The following is a 24,958-nucleotide window of genomic DNA, read 5'->3' as shown; positions in this document are numbered from 1 at the left end:
GTTGGCCGGTCATCAGCCCCACGTGGTCGGTTGTGTCCCGCGAAGTCCACTTCCGGAGACCCAGCGGTCTTCCCTGGAATGGCATGGGACGACGGTGGGCTGCTTAGGCTGTGCGCATGGCACGGCCTCGATTCAGCCCGCAGGCGCAGGACCTGGTGGTCTCGGCGCTGCTCGCCGCGCTGGGACTGTTCGAGGTGTGGCTGCCGATGGAGTCCGTCTTCGGGGCCGGCTCGCCCGCAGTCAGTTCCGTCGGCATCGTCGCGGTCGCCGCGCTGCTGTCGCAACGGAGAGCGCGGCCGTGGGTGGCGGTGGCCGCGCTCCTCGTCTGGCCGGTGCTGGGCTTGCTCACCGGCGGTCAGTTACAGGTGCTGTTCCTCGGCCAGTTGGTGCCCACCTATGTGCTGGCCTACTCGATGGCGCGCCACGCCCCTGGCGCCCTGAGGTGGCTCGCCGCGGTGTTGATCGCGGCCTATCTGGCGCTGGCGGACTTGGCGCTGCCGGATCTCCGTAGCCCGGGGGAACTCCTCTTCCATTGGGCCACGGTGGCGCTGGCCTATCTCGTCGGCCGCGGGCTGCGCGCCTCTGAGGAGAAGGCGGTGGCTGCTGCGGTGGCCGCTGAGCAGGCCGAGGCGGCGAGCCGGGAACGTTCGGCGGCCGCCGTTGCGGAGGAGCGCGCGAGGATCGCCCGGGAGCTGCACGACATCGTCACGCACGCCGTCGGCGTCATGGTGGTGCAGGCGGGGGCAGCGGAACAGGTGGTCGACGAGAACCCGGAGTTCGTGCGGCGCGCGCTGGGCGCCATCCGCACCAGCGGCACGGGCGCCATGTCGGAGATGCGGCGCATGATCCAGATGCTCCGCGTGCCAGAGCCGGTGGCGGCGCTGACGCCCCTGCCGGGGCTGGAGGCGCTGCCCGAGCTCGTGGCCGCGGTCCGTGACGCGGGGCTCGAGGTCCGCGTCACCCGGACCGGCCGGCAGGTGCCGCTCGGCGGAGGGCTGGATCTGGCGGCCTACCGGATCGTGCAGGAGGCGCTGAGCAACGTGCGTCGACACTCGGCGGCGACCTCGGCGGACGTGGGCATCCATTTCGGCGACGACCTGCGCATCAGAGTCAGCGACGCCGGCCCGGCCCTGCCGGGAGGCGCCGCCCCCGGTCACGGCCTGGTCGGGATCCGCGAGCGGGTCTCCCTATTCGGCGGCACACTGACGGTCCACGACGACGACGGGTTCGCCGTCGAGGCCGTCCTGCCGCTGGAGGGTCAATGACCAGGGTGCTGATCGTGGACGACCAGGAACTGGTGCGAGCCGGGTTCAGGCTGATCCTCGAGCGTGCGGGGCTGACGGTGGTGGGGGAGGCGGCCGACGGTGAGGTCGCCGTCGAACTGACCCGCCGGGAGCGCCCCGACGTCGTGCTGATGGACATCCGGATGCCCAGGCTCGACGGTGTCGCCGCCACGCAGCGGATCCTCGCCGGGCCGGGGCCGCACCCGAAGATCCTGGTGCTGACCACGTTCGATCTCGACGAGTACGTGTGGTCGGCGGTGCGCGCGGGCGCCTCGGGGTTCCTGCTGAAGGACGTCGCGCCCGACGACCTGGTGCACGCGGTCCGCGTGGTGGCCAGAGGCGAGTCGATGTTGGCGCCGGCCCTGATCGGTCGCCTGTTGGAACAGTTCACGCGCCGTCCCGCGCCGGGCGTCACGCCCGAGGGGTTGGGCACGTTGAGCGAGCGCGAGCTGGACGTCGTCCGGCTGGTGGCCCGAGGGCTGTCCAACGCGGAGATCGGCGCCCGGCTGTACCTCAGCGAGACGACGGTGAAGACGTATGTCTCCCGGATCCTGGGCAAGCTCGACCTCCGCGACCGCGTCCAAGTCGCCGTCCTGGCCTACGAGTCCGGGCTCGTCCAGCCCGGCTCCTGAGCAACGCCCGCCACAACCGCGGCACGCCTTCATAGCTGTACGTTTTCGCACCCGCGAACCGGTCGTCGGGTAGTAATGGTGCATGCAAGCATTCGAGTTCCTCGGTGACTGGTCCGGTCAACTGATCGCCACCTCCATCCATGCCGGGCATGACCTGAGCCCAGAGATCGCCAAGTCCATGGTGCTCGACGAGGAGGTGCGCTTCCGCGAGGAGGACCCCTTCACGGACCTCATCGCCGGTCGCATCCCGGCACGGGTCAACGTGCACCTGTCGCGGTTCGAGACGGATCTCAACCGGATCCGCACCAAGGCCGTCTACCGGACGCCGGACGACTGCTGGGGCCTCAAGGTCTGGGATACGGAGGAACTTCCCGAGGACGCGGTCGACATCGCCCTGACAGGCTACGACGCGTTCTATGCCGCCCTGGCGGAGCGCCTCGATGTAGTGGCCGAGCGCGGCCCGTTCGTCATCTACGACGTGCATTCCTACAACCATCGCCGCGACGGCGCGGACGCGCCCGACGAGCCGGTCGAGGAGAACCCGGAGGTCAACCTGGGCACCGGCTCGCTGAACCACGAGACGTTCGGCGACGTGGCGGGCGCTTTCCGCGAATCGATGCTGGGTCAGGGCTTCGACATCCGCGAGAACGTGAAGTTCAAGGGTCAGAACCTCGCGTGGTTCGTCCATGAGCGCTACCCCGGCGTGGGCTGCGTGCTGGCCATCGAGTTCAAGAAGACGTTCATGGACGAGTGGACGGGGGAGCCGGACCACGAGCACATCGAACGGCTCGCGGCGGCCCTCGAGAAGACCCAGGGCCCGGTGCTGGCGGCGCTCGCCGAGATCCCCGAGCGGCACATCCCGCAGCGCCGGGATCCCGAGCAGGCCATGGCTGGCGAGGGCGGATGAGTAACAACCCGCTCTCGATGGTGGACCAGGCCATCGACCTCCAACTGTCGCAGCTGAGCACCAGCTTCCGGTTCATCCTGGACGTCACGCCGATCGACGCCAACGACGTGAAGGACGCCTTCATCGCGGGCGACGTGCGGGAGCCGGAGTTCACCTACCGCGACTACATCATCGAGCCGGAGGTGCTCCACACGGTGCTGCACAGCATCGACGTCACCCGCGTCCAGGACGCGACGGTGGGCGCCCTGCTGCGCAACAAGCACCGCGAGCTGGACCTCCAGTTGTCGATGTTGCGCTGCCGCGGCTCGCAGGACTTCCGCAACCTCTCCATCGAGCTGTTCGGCGGGGTCCACCAGGACCTGCTCACGGCGGCCGAGGCGATCCTCAGCCGGATCGACGCCTCGGCATGGTCCGGTGAACGGCTGACGGCCGAGGAGTTCCTGGCCCTGGCCAACGAGGAACTCGACTACTACCGCGGGCTCGAACCCGACGTCGACATCCACGCGGAGATCCGGCCGGATTCCACCGGCGTCATGGTGTCGGGCAACCTGCTGCTGATCGGGCCGGAGGCCTCCGTATCGGCGGACCGCGCCAACGCGCTGATCCAGCACGAGGTCGGCACGCACCTCGTCACCCAGGTCAACGGCTCCCACCAGCCGCTCCAGGTTCTGGGTACCGGCCTGGCCGGGTACGACGAGACCCAGGAGGGCCTGGCCGTGCTGGCGGAGGTGGCCTGCGGGGAACTGACCGCGTCGCGGCTCCGGCAACTCGCCGGCCGCGTGCTCACCGTGTCGCGCATGCTCGGCGGGGCGTCGTTCCGCGAATGCTGGGAGGGCCTCGTCGACGACGGCTTCCACCCCGGAGGCGCTTTCTCCACCGTGATGCGCATCTTCCGCTCCGGCGGGCTGACGAAGGACGCCTGCTACCTGCGCGGCCTCATCGACATCCTGGGGCACCTCCGCTCCGGCGGCGACCTCGGCGCCTTCTTCCTCGGCAAGTTCGCCCTGGAGGACCTCCCTCTCATCGAAGAACTCAACGCACGAGGGGTGCTCAGCGCCCCCGTCGTGCTGCCCCGCTGGTTCGACGAGGCCAGCAGCCGCGAGCGGCTCCTCGTCGCAGCCCAGACCACAGACCCCACCGAACTCATCCAAGGAGTTGCAGCATGAAGATCGGATTCGTCGTCAACGACGTCATGACCGAGAAGGCCGAATACACCACCACCAGGCTGGCCATGCACGCCACGAACATGGGCCACGAGGCGTGGCTGATGGGGATGGGCAATTTCGCCTACGAGCCCGACGGCTCCCTCAGCGCCCGCGCCCGCGCCGGGGCCGGCAAGAACTACCGCTCACTCGAGCGCTATATCGAGGACGTGCAGAAGCCCACGTCTGAGGAGCGGCTACCGCTCAGCGAGTTCGACATCGTGATGCTCCGCTCGGATCCCGCCGACGACGCGCAGGGCTCGGCGTGGGCCAACAACGCGGGGGTCGCCTTCGGGCAGCTCATCGCCTCGACGGGGGTCCTGGTGGTCAACGACCCCACCAGCCTGGCCAATGCGCTCTCCAAGGCCTACTTCCAGCACTTCCCGGAGGCGGTGCGCCCCACTACGCTCATCTCGCGTGACGAGGCTCAGATCGTCGACTTCGTGAAGGATCTCGGCGGCCGTGCCGTGCTGAAGCCGTTGCAGGGTTCCGGTGGCAGTGGCGTGTTCCTGGTGAACACGGACGAATCCCCCAACATGAACCAGATCATCGAGGCGATCTCCCGCGACGGCTACGTCGTGGCCCAGGAGTACCTGGAGGAGGCGAAGAACGGCGATGTGCGGATGTTCGTGATGAACGGCAAGCCGCTGATGATGAACGGCAAGTATGCGGCCTTCCGACGCCGGTCGAGCGGGTCCGACCTGCGCTCCAACATGTCGGCCGGTGGCAAGGCGGTGGCCGTGAAGGTCACTGACGAGATGCTCGAGATGGTCGACGTGGTGCGGCCCAAGCTCGTCGCCGACGGGATGTTCCTCGTCGGGCTCGACATCGTGGGCGACAAGCTCATGGAGGTCAACGTCTTTAGCCCCGGTGGCCTGGGCTCCTGCGCCGCGCTGTACGACGAGAACTTCGCCATCGCCGTGATCACGGACCTGGAGCGCAAGCTCGAGATCCGCCGGCACTACGGAAACCAGATCGCCAACATCAGCCTGGCCGCCCTCTAGCGTGACCCGGTGGCGCCGGGCGCCGGATCAGCTGAAGCGCACCATGTTGTTGAACCGCCAGTCGCGCGTCCATTCGTAGACCTTCGAACCATCCGCCTTCGTCACGAGCGCGATGGCGTCCGACTCGATGTAGCTCCGGCACCCGTTGCGACCGGTGGCTGGGGTGTCGCATTCCGTGCGCCACTTGCGCCCGTCAACCGCGGTCCAGGACCCGGTTGCGGCCAAGGGGTTGCCCTTCCACATTGCCCGGGGCGAGGTCTTGTAGGTCAGGTTGTTGAATGCCCAACCGTTCGTTTGCACGAACCTGCCGCCCACCTGGGCGACCGTCGTCGCCCATATCTCCGTGCGGCACCGCTCGGTTCGGGAGTAGGGCTCGCAGGCGGTTCTCCAGCGACGCCCGTTGACGAGGTGCTCGCCAGGGGCGGTGTAGATGTCGAGCGGTTTCGGCGCGGGCGGGGCCGGGTAGACGTCGAGGAAGTTGCCCCGTTCCGTGTGGGTGGTGCCCAGCGGCCCCTTCGCTGCTTCGGTGACGACGGTGGCCAGCACCTGCTTGACGAACGCGACCGAACGCGCGTCGTAGGCGATCCCGGGCGTCAGGGCGAACGCGAAGCCCATCGTGCCCAGGTTCAGCACGCCTGCCTTCGACGGCGCCACGTAGTACGTCAGGTCTGAGATGCCCTTGCGGGTGGTGCAGTCGAACGTCGAGTGCGCGGCGATGTGGACGCCCTGGGGGGAATCAGGGCCCGCCTTGTCGACCTCGTGGCCGATGAGCTGGGGATACCGCGAGCCCGCGGTGGCGCCGGTTCCCTTGAACGCCCAGAACGACGGGTTGGTGATGACCAGGTCAGTCTGCGGATTGGCCCCGTCGCAGTCGTACTGTGAGCCGATCAGTCGGGCCTCCGGGTTGGGGTAGGGCTCCGCGCGGAAGGTGCCCGTCGAGGTGCGGTCCTGCACGGGGTCGAGGTGGCTGAGCTTGTAGGAGGTGACCTCGGTGAAGTCTGCATTGAAGCGCGTCCGGTAGTAGGCGGCGTTGGAGCCCAGGAAGAGGAGGTTCGTGCCCCTGTCTCGCAGGATTTCGGCATTGCGGCGCATCTCGACGGACCAGTACTCGTCGTGGCCCAGCATCACCAGCGTCCGCGAGCCCCGGAACGAATCCGCGCCGCGGTGCAGTTCCGAGTTGGTGGTGTAGCTGATGGGAACGCCCAGCGACTCGAGGTACTGGACCAAGCCCAGTTCGTAGCGGTAGAACTTGTCCGCGCCGTTGCCGCGGTTGGGCCGGTTCATGTTGACGGTGTAGGCCCGATTGAGCGCGCTGCCGTCGGGCAGGCCGACGTACAGCGAGTAGCCGCCGATGCTGTTGTACGCCGCGTGTGTGGAGGTGGCGAACATCACGGTCACGGCCCCGGAGTGGCTGGGGGAGCGCAGGAACACCGAGACGTAGCGCTGGTTGCCGCCGTTGTCTGAGAGCTTCGCCAGGTAGGCGCCCGGCTGCCAGGAGGTGGTGTCGAAGCGGTGCGTGACGCTCCAGCCGGAGCAGTCCACGGTCTTGTCGCGCGTCACGCAGGCAGGCTGCTTCACGGCAGGTTGGGCGGGAGCAGTGGCCACGAGTTGGCCGCCGGCCCCGTCGTAGTGGCCCATTCGGAACATCTCGACGGAGACCGTCGCGCCTGTGCCGTGGACCTTGAGTCGTAGTTCGTCACCGGGCAGCAGCGACTCCCCGACGGCGTAGCCGGAGAGCACCTGCCAGTCCCCGAGCCGGCCCGTGATCCGCCACGTGGACTCCGCTGAGGCGGGTTGGGCGGAGGCGAAGATTGTGGTCAGGGCCACGAAGACGGCGACGAACAGTGTCTGGATGCGCATGAATTGATTCCCCCTGGTCAGCGATCTGCCCCGACTCTAACGTGCGGTGCCGACACGGGTGCTAGGGGGCCTAGGGTTGACCCATGGACGTTCAACGATTGCGTGCAGGGGATGCGGATCGCGATCACACCTTGACCATCATCCAACGGGCCTACGAGGCCGGCCGGCTAGACCTCGACGAGATGCGGGAGCGTCAGGAGAAGGCGCTCAAGTCCGTCTTCACCGACGAACTGCCCGCGCTCGTCGCGGACCTTCCGGAGGGTAGCGACCTGATGATGCAGCAGGACCAGATGGCGCCGCGCGCGTCGCACTACGAGGCGCTGCCCGCCACCGCTCAGGGCGACGGTGGTTTCACCGTCGCCATCATGAGCGGGCGCGACGTCCTCGTTGAGCCGGGCACGCGCGACGTCGGTTGCCTGGCCTTCTGGGGAGGCAACAACTACGACCTCACCCAGGCCATGGGTCCGGGCCGGATCGTGACCCTGACCCTCAACGCCATCATGGGCGGCTGCAACGTCTACGTGCCGCCGGGCGTGCGCGTCATCGACCAGTCGGTGGCCATTATGGCCGGCAACGACATCCACCCCGAGGCCCAGGGTGACGGGTCCAACGGGACCGTCGTGCTCAAGGGGCTCCTGTGGTGGGGCGGCAACGACGTCAAGCTGCGGCCGTAGACGCCCGTCAACGCCGGAGGACTGCGTCGTTTCCCGCCTCGACCTCGACCCCCGAGGCGCCCGTCCACCTCTACGCCCACACCCTGGAAATGCTCAGGGTTCTCCAGGGTTGAGCCGGATAAGCTCAACTTTAACTTGAGCGCGGGCGGGGTCTGTGGTTAGCTTGAGTCAACCCCGCTCAAGGGAACTGATTCGACTTCAACAGCTTCACAGCAGCTAACACCCAGGAGGAAATCCCATGGCTCGTGCAGTAGGCATCGACCTCGGCACCACCAACTCGTGCGTCGCCGTCCTCGAGGGCGGCGAACCCACCGTCATCCCCAACTCTGAAGGCTCGCGCACCACCCCGTCGGTGGTGGCCTTCTCGACTTCCGGCGAGGTCCTCGTCGGCGAGGTCGCCAAGCGTCAGGCGGTCACGAACGTGGACCGCACCGTCCGCTCCGTCAAGCGCCACATGGGCACCGACTGGAAGGTCGAGATCGACGGCAAGGACTACCGTCCCCAGCAGATCTCGGCATTCGTGCTGCAGAAGCTGAAGCGTGACGCTGAGGCGTACCTGGGTGAGTCGGTCACCAACGCGGTGATCACCGTCCCGGCCTACTTCTCCGACGCCGAGCGTCAGGCCACCAAGGAGGCCGGCGAGATCGCGGGCCTGAAGGTGGACCGCATCATCAACGAGCCCACCGCCGCCGCGCTGGCCTACGGCCTCGACAAGGGCGACACCGAGCAGACCGTGCTCGTCTTCGACCTCGGTGGTGGCACGTTCGACGTGTCGCTGCTCGAGATCGCCGACGGCGTCTTCGAGGTCAAGGCCACCAAGGGCGACAACCGCCTCGGTGGCGACGACTGGGATTCCCTCGTCGTGGACTGGCTCGTCACGCAGTTCAAGAACAAGAACGGCGTGGACCTGTCCAAGGACAAGATGGCCCGCCAGCGTCTGCAGGAGGCCGCCGAGCGCGCCAAGATCGAGCTGAGCTCCGCGTCGGAGACCGCCATCAACCTGCCCTACATCACCGCCTCGGCGGAGGGCCCGCTGCACCTCGACGAGAAGCTGACCCGCTCGGAGTTCCAGCGCATGACCCAGCCGCTGCTGGACCGCTGCCGCGCGCCGTTCAACTCCGTCATCTCCGACGCCAAGACCTCCGTCGACAAGATCGACACGGTCCTCCTCGTCGGTGGTTCCACCCGCATGCCCGCCGTCGCGGACCTGGTCAAGGAACTCACCGGCGGCAAGGAGCCCAACAAGGGCGTCAACCCGGACGAGGTCGTCGCACTGGGCGCCTCGCTGCAGGCCGGCGTGCTGAAGGGCGAGGTCAAGGACGTGCTGCTCCTCGACGTGACCCCGCTGTCGCTGGGCATCGAGACCAAGGGTGGCGTGATGACCAAGATCATCGAGCGCAACACCACCATCCCGACCAAGCGTTCCGAGGTGTTCACCACCGCTGAGGACAGCCAGCCGTCGGTGATGATCCAGGTCTACCAGGGCGAGCGTGAGTTCGCCCGCGACAACAAGTCGCTCGGCAACTTCGAACTGACCGGCATCCTGCCCGCGCCGCGGTCCGTGCCCCAGATCGAGGTCACCTTCGACATCGACGCCAACGGCATCGTGCACGTCAACGCCAAGGACCTTGCCACCAGCAAGGAGCAGTCCATGACGGTGACCGGCGGTTCCGCCCTGGCCAAGGACGACATCGAGCGCATGGTCAAGGACGCCGAGTCGCATGCCGAAGAGGATCGGAAGCGCCGCGAGGCCGTCGACATGCGCAACGAGGGCGACGCCCTGGTGTTTCGCACCGAGAAGCTCCTCACCGAGCACGACGAGACCATCGGCGAGGACGTGAAGGCGCCGGTCGTGGAGGCCACCAACGCGCTGAAGGAGGCCCTGAAGGGCGAGGACGACGACGTGGTCAAGGCCGCGATCGACGACCTCAACACGAAGGCCGCCGCGATGGGTCAGGCGATCTACGCCGCAGCCCAGGCCAAGGCTCAGGAGTCCGCTCCGGCCGACGGTGGGGCCGCTGACGCCACGCCCGAGGGCGAAGAGGACGTCGTCGAGGCGGAGATCGTCGACGAGGAGAACGACAAGTGACCGATTCGCAGTTCACTCCGGACAGCGACGCAGTGGGCGAGACCGTCGAAGAGACGGCCTCGCCCACGGGCGCACCTGAAGCCCCCGTCGAGTTCGAAGCCGTTGAGGCTCCTGACCGTGTCGCCGAGCTCGAGGAACTCGTGGCGGAGCGCACGACGGATCTTCAGCGCCTCGGCGCCGAGTACGTCAACTACAAGAAGCGCGTGGACCGCGACCGCGACCTGGCCCGCCAGGCCGGCATCGAATCGGTCCTGACGGACTTCATGCCCGTGCTCGACTCCATCGCGCTCGCCAGAGAGCACGGCGACATCGACGGTGGGTTCCGCATGGTCGCCGACGAGCTGGAGAAGGTCATGGCCAAGCACGGCCTGGTGTCGTTCGGTGAGGTCGGCGAGGAGTTCGACCCCAACCGCCACGACGCCCTCATGGCGGTCCAGCTGGACGAGCCGGTCACGGTCACCACCGTGTCGCAGGTCATGCAGCAGGGCTACGAGCTCAAGGGGCGGGTCGTGCGCCCGGCACGCGTCGCCGTCGCCAACCCGTAATGCCGCGCCTGGGCCTGCCCTTGCGACGACGTCGCAGGGCAGGCCGCCCGGCCTGTGGAGGAACAACCATGCACCCTGATTCAGGAAGGAGATGATCGGGAAGTGAGTACCAAGGACTGGCTCGAGAAGGACTACTACAAGGTTCTCGGCGTCTCCAAGAACGCGTCGCCGGACGAGATCAAGAAGGCCTTCCGTCAGATCGCCCGCGACAACCACCCTGACCAGAACCCGGGCGACAGCGCCGCCCTGGCCCGGTTCAAGGAGGCCTCTGAGGCCAACGCGGTGCTGTCCGACACGGAGAAGCGCAAGGAATACGACGAGGCCCGCAGCCTGTTCGGCGGCGGATTCCGGTTCAACCGGCCCGGGCAGCCCGGCGGCGGCGCGTCGCCGTCGTTCGAGGACCTCTTCCGCAACGCCGGCCAGGGTGCGGGGCAGCAGGGCTTCGGAGACCTGTTCGGCGGTCTGTTCAGCGGGGGCGCCGGGGCCACCCGTCGCGCCACACAGCGGGGCCCGCGTCGCGGCGCCGACATCGAGGGCGACGTGACCATCAGCTTCGAGCAGGCCGTCGAGGGCGCCACGGTGACCATGCGGACGGTCTCGGATCAGCCGTGCCCGTCGTGCCGGGGCACCGGCGCGAAGGCCGGCACGTTGCCGCGGGTGTGCCCGTCCTGTGAGGGTTCGGGCATGCAGTCGTCGCAGGCCGGCGGTGTGTTCCACATGAGCGAACCGTGCACGGACTGCCTCGGTCGCGGCCTCATCGTCGACACCCCCTGCCCGGACTGCGCCGGTTCCGGCCGTGGGAAGTCCACCAAGACGATGAACGTGCGGATCCCCGCCGGCGTCGAGGACGGGCAGCGTATCCGGCTCAAGGGCAAGGGCGCGGCCGGTGAGAACGGCGGCGCGCCGGGCGACCTGTACGTCAGCGTGCACGTCACCCCGCACAAGTTGTTCGGGCGCAGCGGTTCCAACCTCACCTTGGACGTGCCGGTGACGTTCACCGAGGCGTCCCTGGGCGCCGACATCCAGATCCCCACGATGCAGGGGCAGCGCGTGAAGCTGCGGATCCCGCCGTCGACGCCCAACGGGCGCACGATGCGGGTGCGTGGCCGCGGCGCGCGCAAGCCGGACGGCACGCAGGGTGACCTGCTGGTGACCATCAAGGTCGAGGTGCCGGACGATCTGAGCCCGGAGGCCAAGGCCGCGCTGCAGGAGTACGCCGAGAAGGCCCACGAGGTCAACCCTCGCGAGTCGCTGTTCGGCGGGTGATGACCGATGAGCCAGCATCTGCAGCCCTTTGACCCCGACGCGGCGGTCTTCCCCGTTTCGGTGGCCGCGTCGCTGGCAGACATGCACGCGCAGACCCTGCGCGGCTACGACCGGCTCGGCCTCGTCGTCCCCCAACGGGCGCGGGGCCGTGGCCGGCGTTACTCGTTGCGCGACATCGCGAAACTGCGGCACGTGCAGTACCTGTCGCAGACTGAGGGCATCAACCTAGAGGGCATCCGTCGCATCCTCGCGCTCGAGGAGCAGGTCGACGCGATGCGTGACCAGGTGGAGCGCCTGAGCGAACTGGTCCGGCGCATCCAGAGCGACGAGATGGCCGCGCGGGTGTTCACCGCGGAGTCGTCCGGGCGCGTGCACCAGGGCCGGTACCGGCCGCAGCGTCGTCTGGCGCTGCCGCCGTCCGCCACCTGACGACGCGGCGGTGGCAAGAGTCGCAGTTTGGCTCGGGCCGCCGTCGTGGTGGCGGTTGTTGCACCGACCTCGGTGCGAGATCTGCCCCTACAGAAGCGCCCTGAGCTGCACTGCGAGTTGTGCCACCGTCAGCAGTGCCGAGCCGCCCCAGCCCGCCCGTAGCGCCGAACTCTCGCCCACCTCCGCGTTGGCGGCCTTGCCCAGCGCAGCCATCCAACACCTGGGCCTCCAGCGGGTGACCGACGCCGGCCCGAGGTCTTTGCGCGTCACCCGCTGACCGGCGTCCGGCTCAGAAGCCCAACCGGCGCGCGGCCTCACGAATGTGGTCCGCGCTGTCGCGCAGGCGCTGGAGTTCCCCGTCGGTGAGGGGCAACGCGAGCGCCCGGCCCACACCCTTGCCGTCGACGACGTGCGGCACCGACATGCAGACGTCCGAGATCCCCTGCCAGTTCTCAAGGTACGACGACACCGGCATCACCCGGTGCTCGTCACGCAGCACGGCCTGGATGATGCGCGTGCCCGCCAACCCGATGGCGTAGTTGGTGGCTCCCTTCCCCTCGATCACCTCGTAGGCTGCGCCGACGACCTGCTCGGCGATGCGGTCGCGCACCTCGCGACTCAACTGGCCGGTCTGCTCCTCCCACTGCTTCAGCGGCACTCCGCCGATGGTGGCGGTGCTCCACAGCGGAGTCTCGGTGTCGCCGTGTTCGCCGGCGATGTAGGCGTGCACGTTGGTCACCGAGACGGCGCACTCCGCGGCGATGAGCCACCGCAGACGGGACGAGTCGAGCACCGTGCCGGAGCCCATCAGCTGGTTGCGGGGGAGACCCGAGATCTTGAGTGCCGCCTGGGTGGTGACGTCGACGGGGTTGGTCACCATGATGAACACCGCGTCGGGCGACTGCTCCACCAGCGGCGGGATCAGCGACTTCATCATCCCGACGGTCTTCGCAGCGAGGTCCATCCGGGTCTCGCCGGGCTGCTGCTTCGCACCGGCCGCGACGACCACCACGTCGGAATTGGCCGTCACCGCGACATCGTCGGAGCCCTCGACGGTGACGTGGGGAGGCAGGAACTGGCTCCCGTGGGCGAGGTCCAGGGCCTCGGCCTTCACCTTGGTGGCGCTGAGGTCGTGCAGCGCGACGTGCGTCGCGGCGCCCTTGATCAGCGCCGCGTACGCCAGGGAGGTGCCGACGGCGCCCGCGCCGACGACTGACAGTTTCGTGCCTCGCATCTTCATACCCACATCTTGCCCACAATCCCCAACACCCCGCGTCGGGGACGGCCCCGAATCTGGATCTGCGTCGGTCAGGGACCCCAAATCCAGATCTGGCGCCCGGGGCGCCTCTCAACGGCGCGGTCCCGTTCTCTGCCGACCCCCGACACCTGGCGTCGGGACGGCCCCGAATCTGGATCTGCGTCGGTCAGGGACCCCAAATCCAGATGTGGCGCCGCCGGCGCACCGAAACGCTCGTGGGTCCCATCCTCAGGGGTGAATAGGGGGTTTTTGGGGGAGCCAACCCCTCGTGGCGGCGCCCTTTGCGTTGCACACTAGATAAGGAACGTACGAGATCCAGGAGGGTCCCATGACCGAGCATTTCAACGACCGACCGGACGACCAGACCCAGGGCGAGCGCTTCGCCGATGAACCCACCTACACCTACGACGCCACTGAGGCCGCGGCCAGCCAGGAGTCGGGCGCCGAGTACGGCACCACTGGCACCACCGGCACGACCGACGCCCCTGACGCGTCCACCAGCGACGCGTGGGGGCAGCAGCACACCACCGTCGACGGTCCCGAGCAGCACCGGAGCCCGGAGCAGTTGGGCGACAACCTGCGCAAGGCGGCTGAGGAGACGGCCTACGCCGCCGTCGGTTTCGTGGGCCTGGTGGCCGACAAGGCCAAGGAGTTCTACGAGGAGCAGAAGAAGCAGTACGTCGAGTCCCACCCCGAAGCCGATTCGGAGGCGGGCGCCAAGAACGTCCTGGCCCAGCTGCGCGAGCAGCTCGACAAGTTCATGGACGAGATCAACCGCGGCTTCCGCGACCTCGCCGAGCGCGGCCGCGCCTCCGGCAAGGAGCAGGGCACGCCCGACGTGGCCGATCCGGCCGACGAGAACAAGGATCACACCATCTGATCCGGTGACAGCACCCGATCAGGCGAGACAGAAGCGGCCGGCACCCTTGGGGTGTCGGCCGCTTCGCTGTGCTGTCAGCTCACCCGCTGAAGGTGGCTGAGGACAATTGGGTGTAGTCGGCGGACTCCAGACTCACCGTCGTCACGCCGCCGTCCCGCTGCACTGCCAGGCGGGTGGCGAGGCTGGGATCAGGCAGGGAGCCGAGGAGTCCGTCGACGGCGGAGGCCAGATCCCCTGCGGGCGGGAGCGGTGCCGGCTCCGGCACTGGGCCGTCAGAGGGCAGCGGATGGGACGCGACGCTGGTGCTCGCCGCGTCGAGGCCGCGACTCCACTGGTAGATCCTGGCTGTGTCGACACCTCGCACGGAGACGACGGCGGAGCCTTCCTCCGCGTCGATCTCAACGGACAGGACTTCGTCGGTGAGGCCCGCGCGCTCGATCTCGGACCAGACCTGGGTGAGAGCGGCTCCGGAGATGGGTTCGGTGATCGGCTCCAACTGCTCGCCGTCGAGGAAGACGCTGCCCTGCCCGTCGCACTGGGCTTCGGCCACCGCGATGCCTGGTGACAGGGCCCGCACCGCGACGCGGGCAGCACCGTCGCACGCGTCGATCTGCGCCTCGGCCAGCTCGATGCTGTCGTCCAGGGGGAAGTCGTCCCTCGGCACCGTGATGGGCGCGGCGGGATCCGCGAGGCTGGATCCCTCAGTGGGGTAGAGCTTCTGCGTCTCGGGCGGCTGCCCGCCGACGACCTCGAGGCGCCACTCATCGGTCACCGTGAACCCGGCGGGCCTCGCGGTGGCGCCGATGTACTCCCGCAGCAGGTCGGTGGACTCCGCACGCTCGTCGGCGGGGGTGCAGCCCGCGAGGGCCAGCACGCCGACGGCGGCCCAGGCGGCCGCCCGCCTAGCCGAAGTACTCACGGAACAGGGAGTCTGCCTGGGAGGTGGAGGAGGCTTCGTTGTCCAGATAGTTGCGGGCGGTCTGCCGCAGCGAGTCGCGCATGGATTCCGCGGCGGCGCGGCCCCCGTCGATCGCAGTGGTGATGCTGTCTGCCAGCCCGTTGAGCGACGACGACTCGGCGGCCGAGAAGTGGGGCATATCGATCATGATGACCGGTAGCCGCGCCGCTCCCGAGGCGTTGCTGTGCAGCGTCGCCATCTGGGTGGCCAGGTCGTCCCAGTAGGCGACCTGCGACTGGAACCATTCGGCGTTGGTGCGCACCTCGTCGTTGCCGGTGGAGCCCGGCTGGTCGAGGTCGCGCGAGACGTTGCGGGGCGACGGCCAGGTGCCGCCCGGCCCGATGCCGGTCAGGTCGTTCTCGAGGAGCCCCACCTGCACGACGGAGGAGATGGCCGCCGACAGCTGCCTGCCCTGCTCCTGCACGCGGTCGTAGAAGAGTTGTCGCTGGTCCATGACGAGTTGGGCGAAATCCTCCACCGCGCCGATGAAGCTACCGATCGTCGGCTCCATGATCGCGATCTTGATGGCGTCGAGGTAGAGCTGTTCCTGCTGCTGGGCCAGGTTCGTCAGGTTCGCGATGGAGTCCGTGACGTTGCCGAGATACGTCGTGGTGTTGGACACCAGCCCGCCGGCGACGCCGCGCGTGGTCTCCGCGGCGGTGCGCTGGCTGCCGATGGAGGCGTCGTAGCCCGCCGCGTTCCCGCTCACCCACGGCTCACCGTTGGACGGGATCTCGTTGGTGTTGGCGGGGTAGTAGACGCCCTCGAACGAGGCGTCGATGCTGAACCAGTCGAGGAGGAAGCCGCCCACGTCTGTGGGGATGCTGACCAGCTTGTCCTTGCGGCTCGTCTGCGCGGTGCAGGTGGTGTCGTAGCCGGACTCGGCCTCGGCAAGCGCGTCCATCGCCTCGCCCTGGCGCTCGTGGTCACTGGTGCGGATGTTGTGCCAGAACAGGTTCCAGCCCGACGGGCGGGTCTCGCTGTAGTACCCGCCGGAGGGGCAGAACGGCCAGCTCTCGCAGCGATACTCCTTGAAGCCGCCGACCAGCGCCCTCGACGCCTCCATCTCGGCGAGCACGAGTTCGGCCTGCAGTTCGTAGGCGTCCTGCAGGTCTTCGGTCATCTGGGTGATGAGATCCAGCGTTGCCTGGGGGCTCATGAGGTGTCTCCGTCCTATTTCTCGACGAGGTAGCGGCGCGCCGCCGCGTAGTGGCTGTTGGCGTCTGCGATGTCGGCGTCCTCGGCGGAGGGCTGCACCAGCGGCTTCGGCAGCACCTCCAGGATCTCGTCGGCGAGCGCCTGCAGGCTCGCCTTCGCCGCCCACTCCGGGTTGATCTGGAGCCCGTGGAAGCGGCCGGCGGTCAGGAAGACCTCCACCCTGTCGTGCGGGGTGCCCAGCACCTCGTCGCGGCGACGGTCAACCTCACCGGCCCTGAGCCGGGCGAGGTAGCGACGCATGGCCGCCCGGCCCGCACGCATCTCAGCGAGATAGGAGGGGATGGACGAGAGGGGGAGGTGGACCTCCGGCAGGGGCGACGGTGCGGCGGCCTCGAGGGGCGGCAGCGCCCGGCGGACGAGTGCCGAGATCGTTTCGGCCAGCTCGCGGGGAATGAACCGGTCTCTCCATGAGGCGCTGATGCGGAGTGAGACCACCTCCAGCCCCTCAACGGTGATCTCGATGGCCCCGGACTCATCCGTGATGACGGTTTCCTGCACGCTACCTCCCCGATCTGCCTGTGCAGCCTACGGTCGCACGGGGTCATCGGAGCAGGGGCGCATCCCGGTGGACACAAACGACGAAGCGGCCGGCGCCCCGTGGGGGAAACCGGCCGCTTCGTCGGGTGCGGATCAGATCATCGGGGTGGTGTGCCAGATGCGCTGCAGGTAGTCGCGCATCGAGCGGTCCGAGCTGAAGAAGCCGGTGCGCGCCACGTTCAGGATGGCGGAGCGGGTCCAGGCCTCCTGGTCGGCGTAACGCTCCTCGACGCGGGCCTGTGCATCCACGTAGCTCTGGAAATCTGCCAGCGCCATGAACCGGTCCTGGTTGATGAGGTTCAGCACCACGGAGTCGAAGATGTGACCGTTGCCGCCCGAGAAGTGACCCGACAGGATCAGGTTCAGGGCGTCGCGCAGGTTGGCGTTGGCCTCGTAGTACTCCGTCGGGTTGTAGCCCGTGGCGCCCAGGTCCGCCACCTCCGGCTCGGACATGCCGAACAGGAAGAAGTTCTCGTCGCCGACCAACTGCCGGATCTCGACGTTGGCGCCGTCGTCCGTGCCGATGGTGAGGGCGCCGTTGAGCGCGAACTTCATGTTGCCGGTACCCGAGGCCTCCATGCCGGCCAGCGAGATCTGCTCCGAGAGGTCTGCTGCCGGGATGAGCTTCTCCGCGAGGGTGACGTTGTAGTTCGCCGGGAAGGCGACCTTCAGGCGACCCTCGAGACGCGCGTCGTTGTTGACGACCTCGGCCACCTTGTTGATCAGGTGGATGGTGTCCTTGGCGATGCGGTAGCCGGGGGCGGCCTTGGCGCCGAACAGGACGGTGCGCGGGGTCAGCTCCGCGGCGCTGATCTTGCCGCTAATGACCTGCTCGTACAGCGACACGATGTGCAGGACCTTGAGCGACTGGCGCTTGTACTCGTGCAGGCGCTTCACCATGACGTCGAGCATGTGACCGTCGGGCAGGTCGATGCCGTCGCGCACCTTCAGCAGGCGCGTGAGGCGGCCCTTGTTCCACGCCTTGACCTCACGGAAGCGGGCCTTGAAGTCCTCGTCCTCGGCGTAGGGCTCCAACTCGCGGAGCCGTTCGAGGTCCGTGACCCAGCCGCTGCCCAGGGTGTCGTTGAGCAGGTCGGCGAACTTGTAGTTGGCCATCCGCACGAAGCGACGGGGGGTCACGCCGTTGGTGACGTTGGTGAACTTGTCCGGCCAGAGGTCTGCGAAGTCCTTCAGCACCTTGTCGCGCAGCAGTTGGGAGTGGAGCGCGGCCACGCCGTTGATCTTGGTGGCAGCGACGGCGGCCAGGTGCGCCATGCGGACCCCGCGCTCCTCCCCCTCGACGATCAGCGACATGCGGCGGGCGCGGATCTCGTCGCCCGGGAAGGCGGCGCGCACCTCGCCCATGAGGTTCTCGTTGATCTGGTAAATGATCTCCAGGTGGCGGGGCAGCAGGCGGCCGAGCAGCTCGGTGGACCACACCTCGAGTGCCTCAGGCAGCAGGGTGTGACAGGTGTAGGCGAAGCACCTGCTGGCGATGTCCCAGGCCTCGTCCCAGTCGAAGCCCTCTTCATCGATGAGGATGCGCAGGAGTTCCGGCACCGCGATGACGGGGTGGGTGTCGTTGAGCTGGAAGATGATCCGCTCCGGCAGGTTGTGCAGGTCGAAGCCGTCTTCGAGGCCGTCCAGGAAGTCGCGCAGTGAGGCGGCGACGAAGAAGTACTGCTGCTGGAGGCGCAGCTCCTTGCCCTGGGGAGTGGAATCCTCCGGGTAGAGGACCTTCGAGATGTTCTCCGCGAAGGTCTGGGCGCGGACGGCCTGGGCGTAGTCGCCGGAGTTGAAGATCTGCAGGTCGAACGCCTTGGTGGCCGACGCGCTCCACAGGCGCAGCGTGTTGACGCGGCCGTTGAGGTAGCCGGGCACCATGTAGTTGTAGGGCACGGCGAGCACGTTCCACGCCGGCACCCAGCGGCACCGCTCCTCGCCGTCGTCGTCGGTGTAGCGCTCGGTGTGGCCACCGAAGTTCACCACGACGGAGGCCTCGGGGTGCGGGAACTCCCACGGTGCGCCCAACGCGAGCCACGTGTCGGGCTGCTCCACCTGCCGGCCATCGACGAAGGTCTGGCGGAAGATGCCGTACTCGTAGCGGATGCCGTAGCCGACGCAGGGTACGTTCATGGTGGCGAGGGAGTCGATGAAACAGGCGGCGAGGCGGCCGAGGCCACCGTTGCCGAGCCCGGGCTCGATCTCCTGCGCGCGGAGCGTGGGCAGGTCCAGACCGCACTGGGCCAGGCCTTCCTGGGCGATGTCGTGCAGGTCTGAGGCGAGCAGCGCGTTGTTGAGCTGGCTGCCCAGCAGGTACTCGGCGGACAGGTAGCCGATGGTCTTGGCCCTGGCGTCGTGCGTCTTGCGGTTGGTCTCGAGCCAACGCGCCATGAGGTAGTTCTTCACGGTGCTGGCGAGAGCGAGGTACTGGTCATTGACCGTCGAACGCGACAGCGTGACGCCCTGGTTCGTGTTCAGTTCGTGGAGGAACTCACGCACGAAACCGTCCACCGAATAGGTGGGCGCGCCCACCGGAGCGGTGGCTAGAGGGTGCGTCGGCGTCGATGTGGGCCCGACGCGGCGGACATCGGTGTTGGGGGATTCATCGGCCCGCATGGGGCCCCCGTTGTGCTGCGCAAACTCAGACATGGCACCACAGTAGTTTGAACGTGCACATTTCTCACATCGGGGGGTGTCCCGCGCGCTCAGATACCCGGTACCGCGCGTGCCAATCACCTCCCTCAGGGTGTTTTTCCCGCCCCTTTTCTGAGAGAGGCTGGAACGTACCCCCGGTTACACGGATCGGTCAGATTCTGGCCGGGAACGAAGGGAGCACACCATGCACCACGACGAGAACATCGACCAACTGCTCGAGGCCACGGCCTACGACCGAAGCGGCGAGAAGATCGGCGGCGTCAGCGGCGTCTACCTCGACGACCAGACCAGCCAGCCCATGTGGGTCACGGTCAATACCGGTCTCTTCGGCCTGCGCACCAGTTTCGCGCCGCTCGCGGGATCCTCGCTGGAGGGTGACCGCCTGACGCTGGCGCACGACAAGGACGCCGTCAAGGACGCCCCGAACGTGGACGAGGACGGACACATCACCAGGTCCCAAGAAGACGACCTGTACCGCTACTACCAGGTGGACAGCAGCGTCATCGAGGAAGACCGCCTCCGCACGCGCCGCTGGGACCGCGACCATGACCTGTCCGGCGAGGAGCGCTCGGATGGGCCCCTGCTGGACCGCGACCGCGACGGGCGCGGCCCCATCGGCGAAGTGATGGACGGCCCGGACCACACCCACGACCCGGCCCGTTCCTTCGGGGACGGCCGCGACAACGACTCCGTCTTCGACAGCGACCGTGACGGACGCGGCCCCGTCGGTGAGGTGCTGGACGGCCCGGACCACACCCGCGGCGACAACGCAGGCGTCCACACCGGCAGCCTCGGCTCGCCCGGCGTCGGAAACGAGCGCGTCGTCGAGAGCGGCAGCCTCGGCTCACCCGGCATGGGCAACGAGAACGTCCGCAGCAGTCAGGACGACCTCATCAGTGACCCGGCCTACCGCAACGACCCCTCGTTCGCAGACGACCAGGCCGCGGTGAGCGGCGAACGCTACGTCGACGACGAGCGACTCCGCGACGATCGCCTGCGCGACGTCGGGCCGGACGGTGAACTGGTGGACGACGAGGCGTACCCGAGGGGCGACGTCTCCGGTTACCCCGACGCCGCCGATGGCCCCCTGGGCGAACGCACCCGTGGACAGCGCCCGATCGACAACATCTTCGACGCGCCTGACCAGGGCAACCCCCGCCCCAACTGAGTGATCTGACGAGGAACGGCCGGCCCATCCAGGGCCGGCCGTTTCCGTGTCCTGCAAAAAGCCTCGGCCGATGGCAACCAAACTGAGCCCCGCGACGTATTCACATTGAGTCCCCGAAGAACGAGGATGACATCATCCACGGGGCTCTGCCCCAGGCACAGTTAGGAACAGCAATGTCGCTTCTCCGCAGAACCGCCATCGCCACCGCAGCAGCGGGACTGGCTATCTCAGGGTTGGTGACCCAGCCCTCCAACGCCGCCGACACCACCGACGTCTACGCGACGCCCGGCGGCCACATCCAGAGCGGCAGGCTCTGGGACACCGAGTGCGAGATGTACTCGTCGAACGTCGTGCGGTGCGAGACCAAGATCTGGTCGACGCAGGTCGTGTACAAGAACGGCCGCTTCGTCCAGGACACCGACTGGCACTTCAACAACCTCTCCTACCTGCCGTCGCCGCGCTCCAGTTGGGCCGGCAACCCGCTCGCGACCACCGGCACCTTCACCAGCGCCGGTCACCGCTGGCGCACCGAATGTGACACGCCGGCCACCGGCCGTGGCGGCTGCCGCTCGTACATCGAGACCAACTTCATCGCCAAGGAGGGCAACTCCTACGTACGGAAGACCGGCTTCGTCTTCAACAACCTGGTGCGCTTCTCCGGCGGCTCGGTCGCCCCTGTCACCGCCATCCCGGCGCACGTGCTCGACCAGAGCACGCTGACCTTCGAAGGCCTCGGCCCGTTGACCTACGCCCCGTACACCCAGGCGGCCTACAACAACGCGCAGCTGAACTACCTGCGGCTGGGCTACATCGTCCCGTCGCCGGTCGAGGACTGCGACGCCTACCGCAACGGGCCCGAGTTGGTGGACCGCGGCATCTCTGTGGTGGACCTGGCCGACGTGGCCGTGCGTGAGCCCGGCATTCAGACCGAGGACGGCGCTGAGGTCGGCATGACCGTGGCCCAGATCCAGGCCATCTACGGCGCGGACTTCAAGCAGGTGCGCAAGCAGAACCATGGCGAGCTGCAGTACCTCGGCTCCGTCAGGCTCGGCGACCGCGAGCTGCAGTTCCGCGTCCAGGGCGAGCCCTACCCGGGCGGCGATGCGCGCTACGCCCCGCTGACCCCGATGAAGGGCACCGACGTGATCGTCGAGATCTCGGCCCAGAAGTACACCGAGGACGTGAGCTTCGGCGGCTGCTGACCGCACACCCATCAACCCAGTTCGCTCCCGCGCCCCTGAGGGCGGGGGAGCGAACTGCGTCACGTTGCGTTTACTCTGGCAGGTCAGAGCGTCCAGGTCTCCCGGGCGTAGGACTTGGCCCAGAACTGCTCCTCGTAATAGGTGGCGTCGACGAAGGCGGTGAGCATCTGCTCGCGCGTGGCCTCGTCCGCCGTCGCGGCGGCCGCGTCCATCAGCTCGATGGCGCGTCGGGTGGCGTCCTGGAAGGCGGGGTCCGCGTAGGAGGCGGCCCAGTCGCCGAACGGGTGGTCCCGCACGGCCGAGGCGGTGTCGGCGAGCCGGGCGCCGACGTCGGCGTAGACCCAGAAGCAGGGGAGCACCGCGGCGACTCCCACCTCGTAGGGTTCGTAGGCCGTCATGGTCTGCAGCATGTTGACGTAGGCGCGGGTGGTGGGCGACGCGACGGTGGGGCGGGGCGCGCCGGCGAGCGCGGGGTCGCTCATCAGCCCGGCGTGCATCTCCACCTCTGCGGTGACGGCGCCCTCGGCGCTCGCCGCCCAGAAGCCTGCCGCCTCAGCGGAGGGGGCGCGGCTCGCGAGCATCGCGAGGGCACGGGTGTAGCCGCGCAGGTAGAAGTCGTCCTGCACGAGGTATTCCACGAAGCGGTCGACGTCGAGGGTGCCGTCCGCGAGTTCGGTCAGCAGGGGGAGGCCGTCGATGCGGCGGCGGATCCCCGCGGTGGCCTCCCAGGCCCTGCCGCTGAATTCGCCGGTCTTCCAGGTGATGGTCATCGCGTGCCTTCTACGAAGTGGTCCACGGGTCCGTGGCCCAGATCGGGCGTGCGGGAGAGCGTCCAGCCGGCGCCGGACGCGATGGCCCGCATGAGGTAGTCGCGGGCCTGTTCGATGCTGGGGAGCCGCACACCGGTCCGGAGCGTGTCGCCGTTGCGCGCCGCGTGGGCGGCGATCGCCGACGACAGCGTGCAGCCGGTGCCGTGCGTGTGCCGCGACCTGATCCGGGGGCCGCTGAGGATGGCCACGCCGTCGGCGGTGGCGAACGCGTCGGTGACCTCGTCGTCGGACAGATGGCCACCCTTGACCAGCGCGGCCCTCGCGCCGGCCCCGACGAGCGCCTTCGCCTGCGCGATGACGCCGTCGCTGTCCATGGCCGGGGAGGTGCCCAGGAGCACCGCGGCCTCCGGGACATTGGGCGTGATCACGTCCGCCAGCCGCATGAGCCGCTCGCGCACGACGGCGACGGCGTCGTCCTGGAGGAGTGTGTCGCCGGAGGTGGCGACCATGACGGGGTCGAGGACCACGACACCGAAGTCGGCGCGCCGCTCCTCGAGCAGGTCCGCGACGACGCCGGCGACCTCGGCGTTCGACAGCATGCCGAGCTTGGTGGCGGCGACGGGGAGGTCGTCGAGGACCGCCTCGATCTGGCTACGCACGAAGGCGGGGTCGACGGCGCGGGCCTCGCGCACGCCCTGCGTGTTCTGGGCAGTGAGGCCGGCCAGCGCGGCGGTGCCGTAGACGCCCAGCGCGTGGAAGGTCTTGAGGTCGGCCTGGATGCCCGCGCCGCCGCTGGGGTCCGAGCCGGCGATGCTGAGCGCGATCCTGGGCGTGGTCATCGGGTCCTCCAGAGCGACATGAGTTCCTTGGCGGCGGCCAGCGGGTCCGGGGCGGTCATGATGGCGGACACGACGCAGATGCCGTCCACCCCCGTGTCGATCACCCAGGGGGCGTTGACCGGGTTGATGCCGCCGATGGCGACGGTCTTGGCGCGCCCGGCCGTCTCGCGCACGATCTGTTCGGCGCCCTGCAACTCCAGCGGCGGCTCGGTGTCGGTCTTGGTGCTGGTGGTCCAGATGGGCGACAGACCCAGCACGTCGGCGGTCTGGTGCCGCAGTTCGGTGCGCAGCTGCCCGCTGTTGGAGATGGACAGGCCGATCATCAGGTCCTGGCCGAGCCGCCGTCGGGCCTCGGTGATGTCGCCGTCGCTCTGGCCCATGTGGAAGTGGAGGCCGAGGTCCGCGGCGATGTCGAGGCGGTCGTTGACGAAGATGGCGGCGCTGTGGCCGGTGGCGTCGAACACGCGCTGGGTCGCGTCGACGCAGGCCTGCGTGAGGTGGAGGAACTCGACCTCTGACATGTGCTTGTCGCGTACCTGGACGACTCCGGCGCCGCCCAGCACCGCCTGCTCGACGATCCGCGGCACCCTGTCCGGGCCCCCCGCGAGCTCGGTATCGGTGACGACGTAGAGGCGCCAGTCCACCTGTTTGGCCAGTTTCTTGTGGGCCTGCATCAGTCCTCCTCGACTGTGACGAGTCCTTCCACATCTGCCGGCGTCAGCGTGTGCAACGCGTCGAGCCAGAGGGTGCGGAAGGTGCCGGGGGCCGAAGCCCCCCGGGCAGCGGCGATTCCGGCCGCGCCGAAGATGGCGTGTGCGGCGACCACGGCGTCGTGCCGGTCCGCCTCGCTCTCGGCGACGGCGAGGCAGGCCGCGACGGTGGCGCCCAGCGCGCAGCCGGTGCCGATAACCAGCGGCATGAGGGCGTCGCCGCCCGTGACCCGGGTGATCCGGCCGGCGGACACGATCACGTCCACGGGGCCGGAGATGGCGACGACTGCGCCGGTGGTGGCGTTGAGTTCGCGGGCGGTGCCGACGGCGGCCTCCACCTCGTCGGTGGCGTCCACCCCGCGGCCCCCGGCCGACGTGCCGGCCAGGCCGAGGATCTCGGAGGCGTTGGCGCGGATGGCGGCAGGGCGGTGGGCGAGGAGGTCGCGGGCGAGTTGGGTGCGCACCGGCAGGCCGCCGACGGCGACCGGGTCCAGCACCCACGGCTTTCCCGCGGCCGCGGCGGCGGGGGCGGCGAGGCGCATGCCGGCGTGCTGCTCCGCTGAGCCGTTGCCCACGTTGATCAGCAGCGCCGACGCGAGGCCGGCGAAGATCTCCGCCTCCTCGGGCAGGTCGATCATGGCGGGCGCCGCGCCGACGGCGAGCAGCACGTTGGCGGTGATCTCGGGCACCACGGTGTTGGTCATGCAGTGCACCAACGGGGTGGTGGCGCGGACGGCGCTGAGGATGCGGGCAATGCCGGTCATGGATTGCTCCCTTCGCTAGAACGACCTAGATCAGGTGACTACGGGTGTGTTCTCAGCCCCTCCTGCGGGGCACCCCGGCTTCGCCCCGACCCTACCAGTGTCGCC

Annotated in this window: 24 protein-coding genes and 1 riboswitch; of the genes, 13 read left to right on the top strand and 11 right to left on the bottom strand. The window is 68.6% G+C overall.

Going from position 1 to position 24,958, the window contains the following annotated elements; translation table 11 throughout:
* Nucleotides 1-116: 116 nt before the first annotated feature.
* From H5393_RS08720 to H5393_RS08700, 5 genes are all read left to right on the top strand, one after another.
* Complete coding sequence (locus tag H5393_RS08720; RefSeq protein ID WP_182766310.1) at nt 117-1,265, top strand: sensor histidine kinase; 1,149 nt, start codon at nt 117-119, stop codon at nt 1,263-1,265.
* Complete coding sequence (locus H5393_RS08715) at nt 1,262-1,915, top strand: response regulator transcription factor (RefSeq protein WP_182766309.1); 654 nt, start codon at nt 1,262-1,264, stop codon at nt 1,913-1,915. The genes H5393_RS08720 and H5393_RS08715 overlap by 4 nt, the downstream gene beginning before the upstream one ends.
* Before the next feature lie 82 nt (nt 1,916-1,997).
* Nucleotides 1,998-2,822, top strand: coding sequence for an N-formylglutamate amidohydrolase (locus H5393_RS08710; protein ID WP_182766308.1), 825 nt, complete (start codon nt 1,998-2,000; stop codon nt 2,820-2,822).
* Nucleotides 2,819-3,988, top strand: coding sequence for a flavohemoglobin expression-modulating QEGLA motif protein (locus tag H5393_RS08705; RefSeq protein ID WP_182762713.1), 1,170 nt, complete (start codon nt 2,819-2,821; stop codon nt 3,986-3,988). Before H5393_RS08710 ends, H5393_RS08705 begins: the two co-directional genes overlap by 4 nt.
* On the top strand, nt 3,985-5,028 hold the full coding sequence (locus tag H5393_RS08700) for a glutathione synthetase (protein WP_182766307.1): 1,044 nt from the start codon (nt 3,985-3,987) through the stop codon (nt 5,026-5,028). Before H5393_RS08705 ends, H5393_RS08700 begins: the two co-directional genes overlap by 4 nt.
* A gap of 27 nt (nt 5,029-5,055) precedes the next feature.
* Here the strand turns inward: H5393_RS08700 and H5393_RS08695 are convergent, their stop codons facing one another.
* A complete protein-coding gene (locus H5393_RS08695; RefSeq protein WP_182766306.1) occupies nt 5,056-6,888 on the bottom strand; it encodes a N,N-dimethylformamidase beta subunit family domain-containing protein in 1,833 nt (610 codons plus the stop codon).
* A gap of 83 nt (nt 6,889-6,971) precedes the next feature.
* Here H5393_RS08695 and H5393_RS08690 point away from each other — a divergent pair, with 83 nt between their 5' ends.
* The 5 genes from H5393_RS08690 to H5393_RS08670 all read left to right on the top strand — a co-directional run bounded on the left by H5393_RS08690 (nt 6,972) and on the right by H5393_RS08670 (nt 11,891).
* Nucleotides 6,972-7,562 (top strand): DUF1707 domain-containing protein, encoded by a 591-nt coding sequence (locus tag H5393_RS08690; RefSeq protein ID WP_182766305.1) that lies wholly within the window; start codon nt 6,972-6,974, stop codon nt 7,560-7,562.
* Between the two features lie 238 nt (nt 7,563-7,800).
* A complete protein-coding gene (gene dnaK, locus H5393_RS08685; protein WP_182766304.1) occupies nt 7,801-9,651 on the top strand; it encodes a molecular chaperone DnaK in 1,851 nt (616 codons plus the stop codon).
* On the top strand, nt 9,648-10,196 hold the full coding sequence (locus tag H5393_RS08680; protein WP_182766303.1) for a nucleotide exchange factor GrpE: 549 nt from the start codon (nt 9,648-9,650) through the stop codon (nt 10,194-10,196). Before dnaK ends, H5393_RS08680 begins: the two co-directional genes overlap by 4 nt.
* A gap of 102 nt (nt 10,197-10,298) precedes the next feature.
* Nucleotides 10,299-11,462 carry a molecular chaperone DnaJ gene (gene dnaJ, locus H5393_RS08675; protein WP_182766302.1) on the top strand — a complete coding sequence of 388 codons (1,164 nt, stop codon included), beginning with the start codon at nt 10,299-10,301 and terminating at the stop codon, nt 11,460-11,462.
* Nucleotides 11,463-11,468: 6 nt separating this feature from the next.
* Nucleotides 11,469-11,891 carry a heat shock protein transcriptional repressor HspR gene (locus H5393_RS08670; RefSeq protein WP_182766301.1) on the top strand — a complete coding sequence of 141 codons (423 nt, stop codon included), beginning with the start codon at nt 11,469-11,471 and terminating at the stop codon, nt 11,889-11,891.
* An 87-nt stretch (nt 11,892-11,978) separates the two neighbouring features.
* Here the strand turns inward: H5393_RS08670 and H5393_RS14590 are convergent, their stop codons facing one another.
* Both H5393_RS14590 and H5393_RS08665 read right to left on the bottom strand, forming a co-directional pair.
* Nucleotides 11,979-12,104 (bottom strand): hypothetical protein, encoded by a 126-nt coding sequence (locus H5393_RS14590; protein WP_255436365.1) that lies wholly within the window; start codon nt 12,102-12,104, stop codon nt 11,979-11,981.
* A 76-nt stretch (nt 12,105-12,180) separates the two neighbouring features.
* Entirely contained in the window at nt 12,181-13,131 is a 951-nt protein-coding gene (locus tag H5393_RS08665; RefSeq protein WP_182766300.1) for an L-lactate dehydrogenase, read from the bottom strand.
* A gap of 346 nt (nt 13,132-13,477) precedes the next feature.
* On the opposite strand from H5393_RS08665, the gene H5393_RS08660 reads away from it, so the two are divergent.
* Entirely contained in the window at nt 13,478-14,029 is a 552-nt protein-coding gene (locus tag H5393_RS08660) for a hypothetical protein (protein ID WP_182766299.1), read from the top strand.
* Nucleotides 14,030-14,108: 79 nt separating this feature from the next.
* On the opposite strand, the gene H5393_RS08655 is transcribed toward H5393_RS08660, so the two are convergent.
* The 4 genes from H5393_RS08655 to H5393_RS08640 all read right to left on the bottom strand — a co-directional run bounded on the left by H5393_RS08655 (nt 14,109) and on the right by H5393_RS08640 (nt 19,394).
* Nucleotides 14,109-14,948, bottom strand: coding sequence for a hypothetical protein (locus H5393_RS08655; RefSeq protein ID WP_182766298.1), 840 nt, complete (start codon nt 14,946-14,948; stop codon nt 14,109-14,111).
* On the bottom strand, nt 14,932-16,146 hold the full coding sequence (locus H5393_RS08650) for a hypothetical protein (RefSeq protein WP_182766297.1): 1,215 nt from the start codon (nt 16,144-16,146) through the stop codon (nt 14,932-14,934). The genes H5393_RS08655 and H5393_RS08650 overlap by 17 nt, the downstream gene beginning before the upstream one ends.
* A 14-nt stretch (nt 16,147-16,160) precedes the next feature.
* Nucleotides 16,161-16,703: a hypothetical protein gene (locus H5393_RS08645; RefSeq protein WP_182766296.1), complete on the bottom strand. Its 543-nt coding sequence runs from the start codon at nt 16,701-16,703 to the stop codon at nt 16,161-16,163.
* 132 nt (nt 16,704-16,835) lie between these two features.
* Complete coding sequence (locus tag H5393_RS08640; protein WP_182766295.1) at nt 16,836-19,394, bottom strand: glycogen/starch/alpha-glucan phosphorylase; 2,559 nt, start codon at nt 19,392-19,394, stop codon at nt 16,836-16,838.
* Nucleotides 19,395-19,584: 190 nt separating this feature from the next.
* Here H5393_RS08640 and H5393_RS08635 point away from each other — a divergent pair, with 190 nt between their 5' ends.
* Nucleotides 19,585-20,568, top strand: coding sequence for a PRC-barrel domain-containing protein (locus H5393_RS08635; RefSeq protein ID WP_182766294.1), 984 nt, complete (start codon nt 19,585-19,587; stop codon nt 20,566-20,568).
* Nucleotides 20,569-20,741: 173 nt separating this feature from the next.
* Nucleotides 20,742-21,770: a hypothetical protein gene (locus H5393_RS08630; protein ID WP_182766293.1), complete on the top strand. Its 1,029-nt coding sequence runs from the start codon at nt 20,742-20,744 to the stop codon at nt 21,768-21,770.
* Nucleotides 21,771-21,853: 83 nt separating this feature from the next.
* Here the strand turns inward: H5393_RS08630 and H5393_RS08625 are convergent, their stop codons facing one another.
* The 4 genes from H5393_RS08625 to thiM form a co-directional block, all read right to left on the bottom strand.
* Entirely contained in the window at nt 21,854-22,540 is a 687-nt protein-coding gene (locus H5393_RS08625; protein WP_182766292.1) for a TenA family protein, read from the bottom strand.
* Nucleotides 22,537-23,379, bottom strand: coding sequence for a bifunctional hydroxymethylpyrimidine kinase/phosphomethylpyrimidine kinase (gene thiD / locus H5393_RS08620; protein ID WP_182766291.1), 843 nt, complete (start codon nt 23,377-23,379; stop codon nt 22,537-22,539). The genes H5393_RS08625 and thiD overlap by 4 nt, the downstream gene beginning before the upstream one ends.
* Nucleotides 23,376-24,053, bottom strand: a complete 678-nt coding sequence (gene thiE / locus H5393_RS08615) for a thiamine phosphate synthase (protein ID WP_182766290.1) — start codon at nt 24,051-24,053, stop codon at nt 23,376-23,378. Before thiE ends, thiD begins: the two co-directional genes overlap by 4 nt.
* Entirely contained in the window at nt 24,053-24,853 is an 801-nt protein-coding gene (thiM, locus tag H5393_RS08610; protein WP_182766289.1) for a hydroxyethylthiazole kinase, read from the bottom strand. The genes thiE and thiM overlap by 1 nt, the downstream gene beginning before the upstream one ends.
* Nucleotides 24,844-24,940, bottom strand: a riboswitch (TPP riboswitch). Its footprint overlaps the gene before it by 10 nt.
* Nucleotides 24,941-24,958: the final 18 nt, after the last annotated feature.

It is taken from the genome of Tessaracoccus sp. MC1756, assembly GCF_014164735.1.
Classification (GTDB): domain Bacteria; phylum Actinomycetota; class Actinomycetes; order Propionibacteriales; family Propionibacteriaceae; genus Arachnia.
The sequence above is the reverse complement of the archived record's forward strand: the minus strand, read 5'-3'. Positions and strand labels throughout refer to the sequence as shown.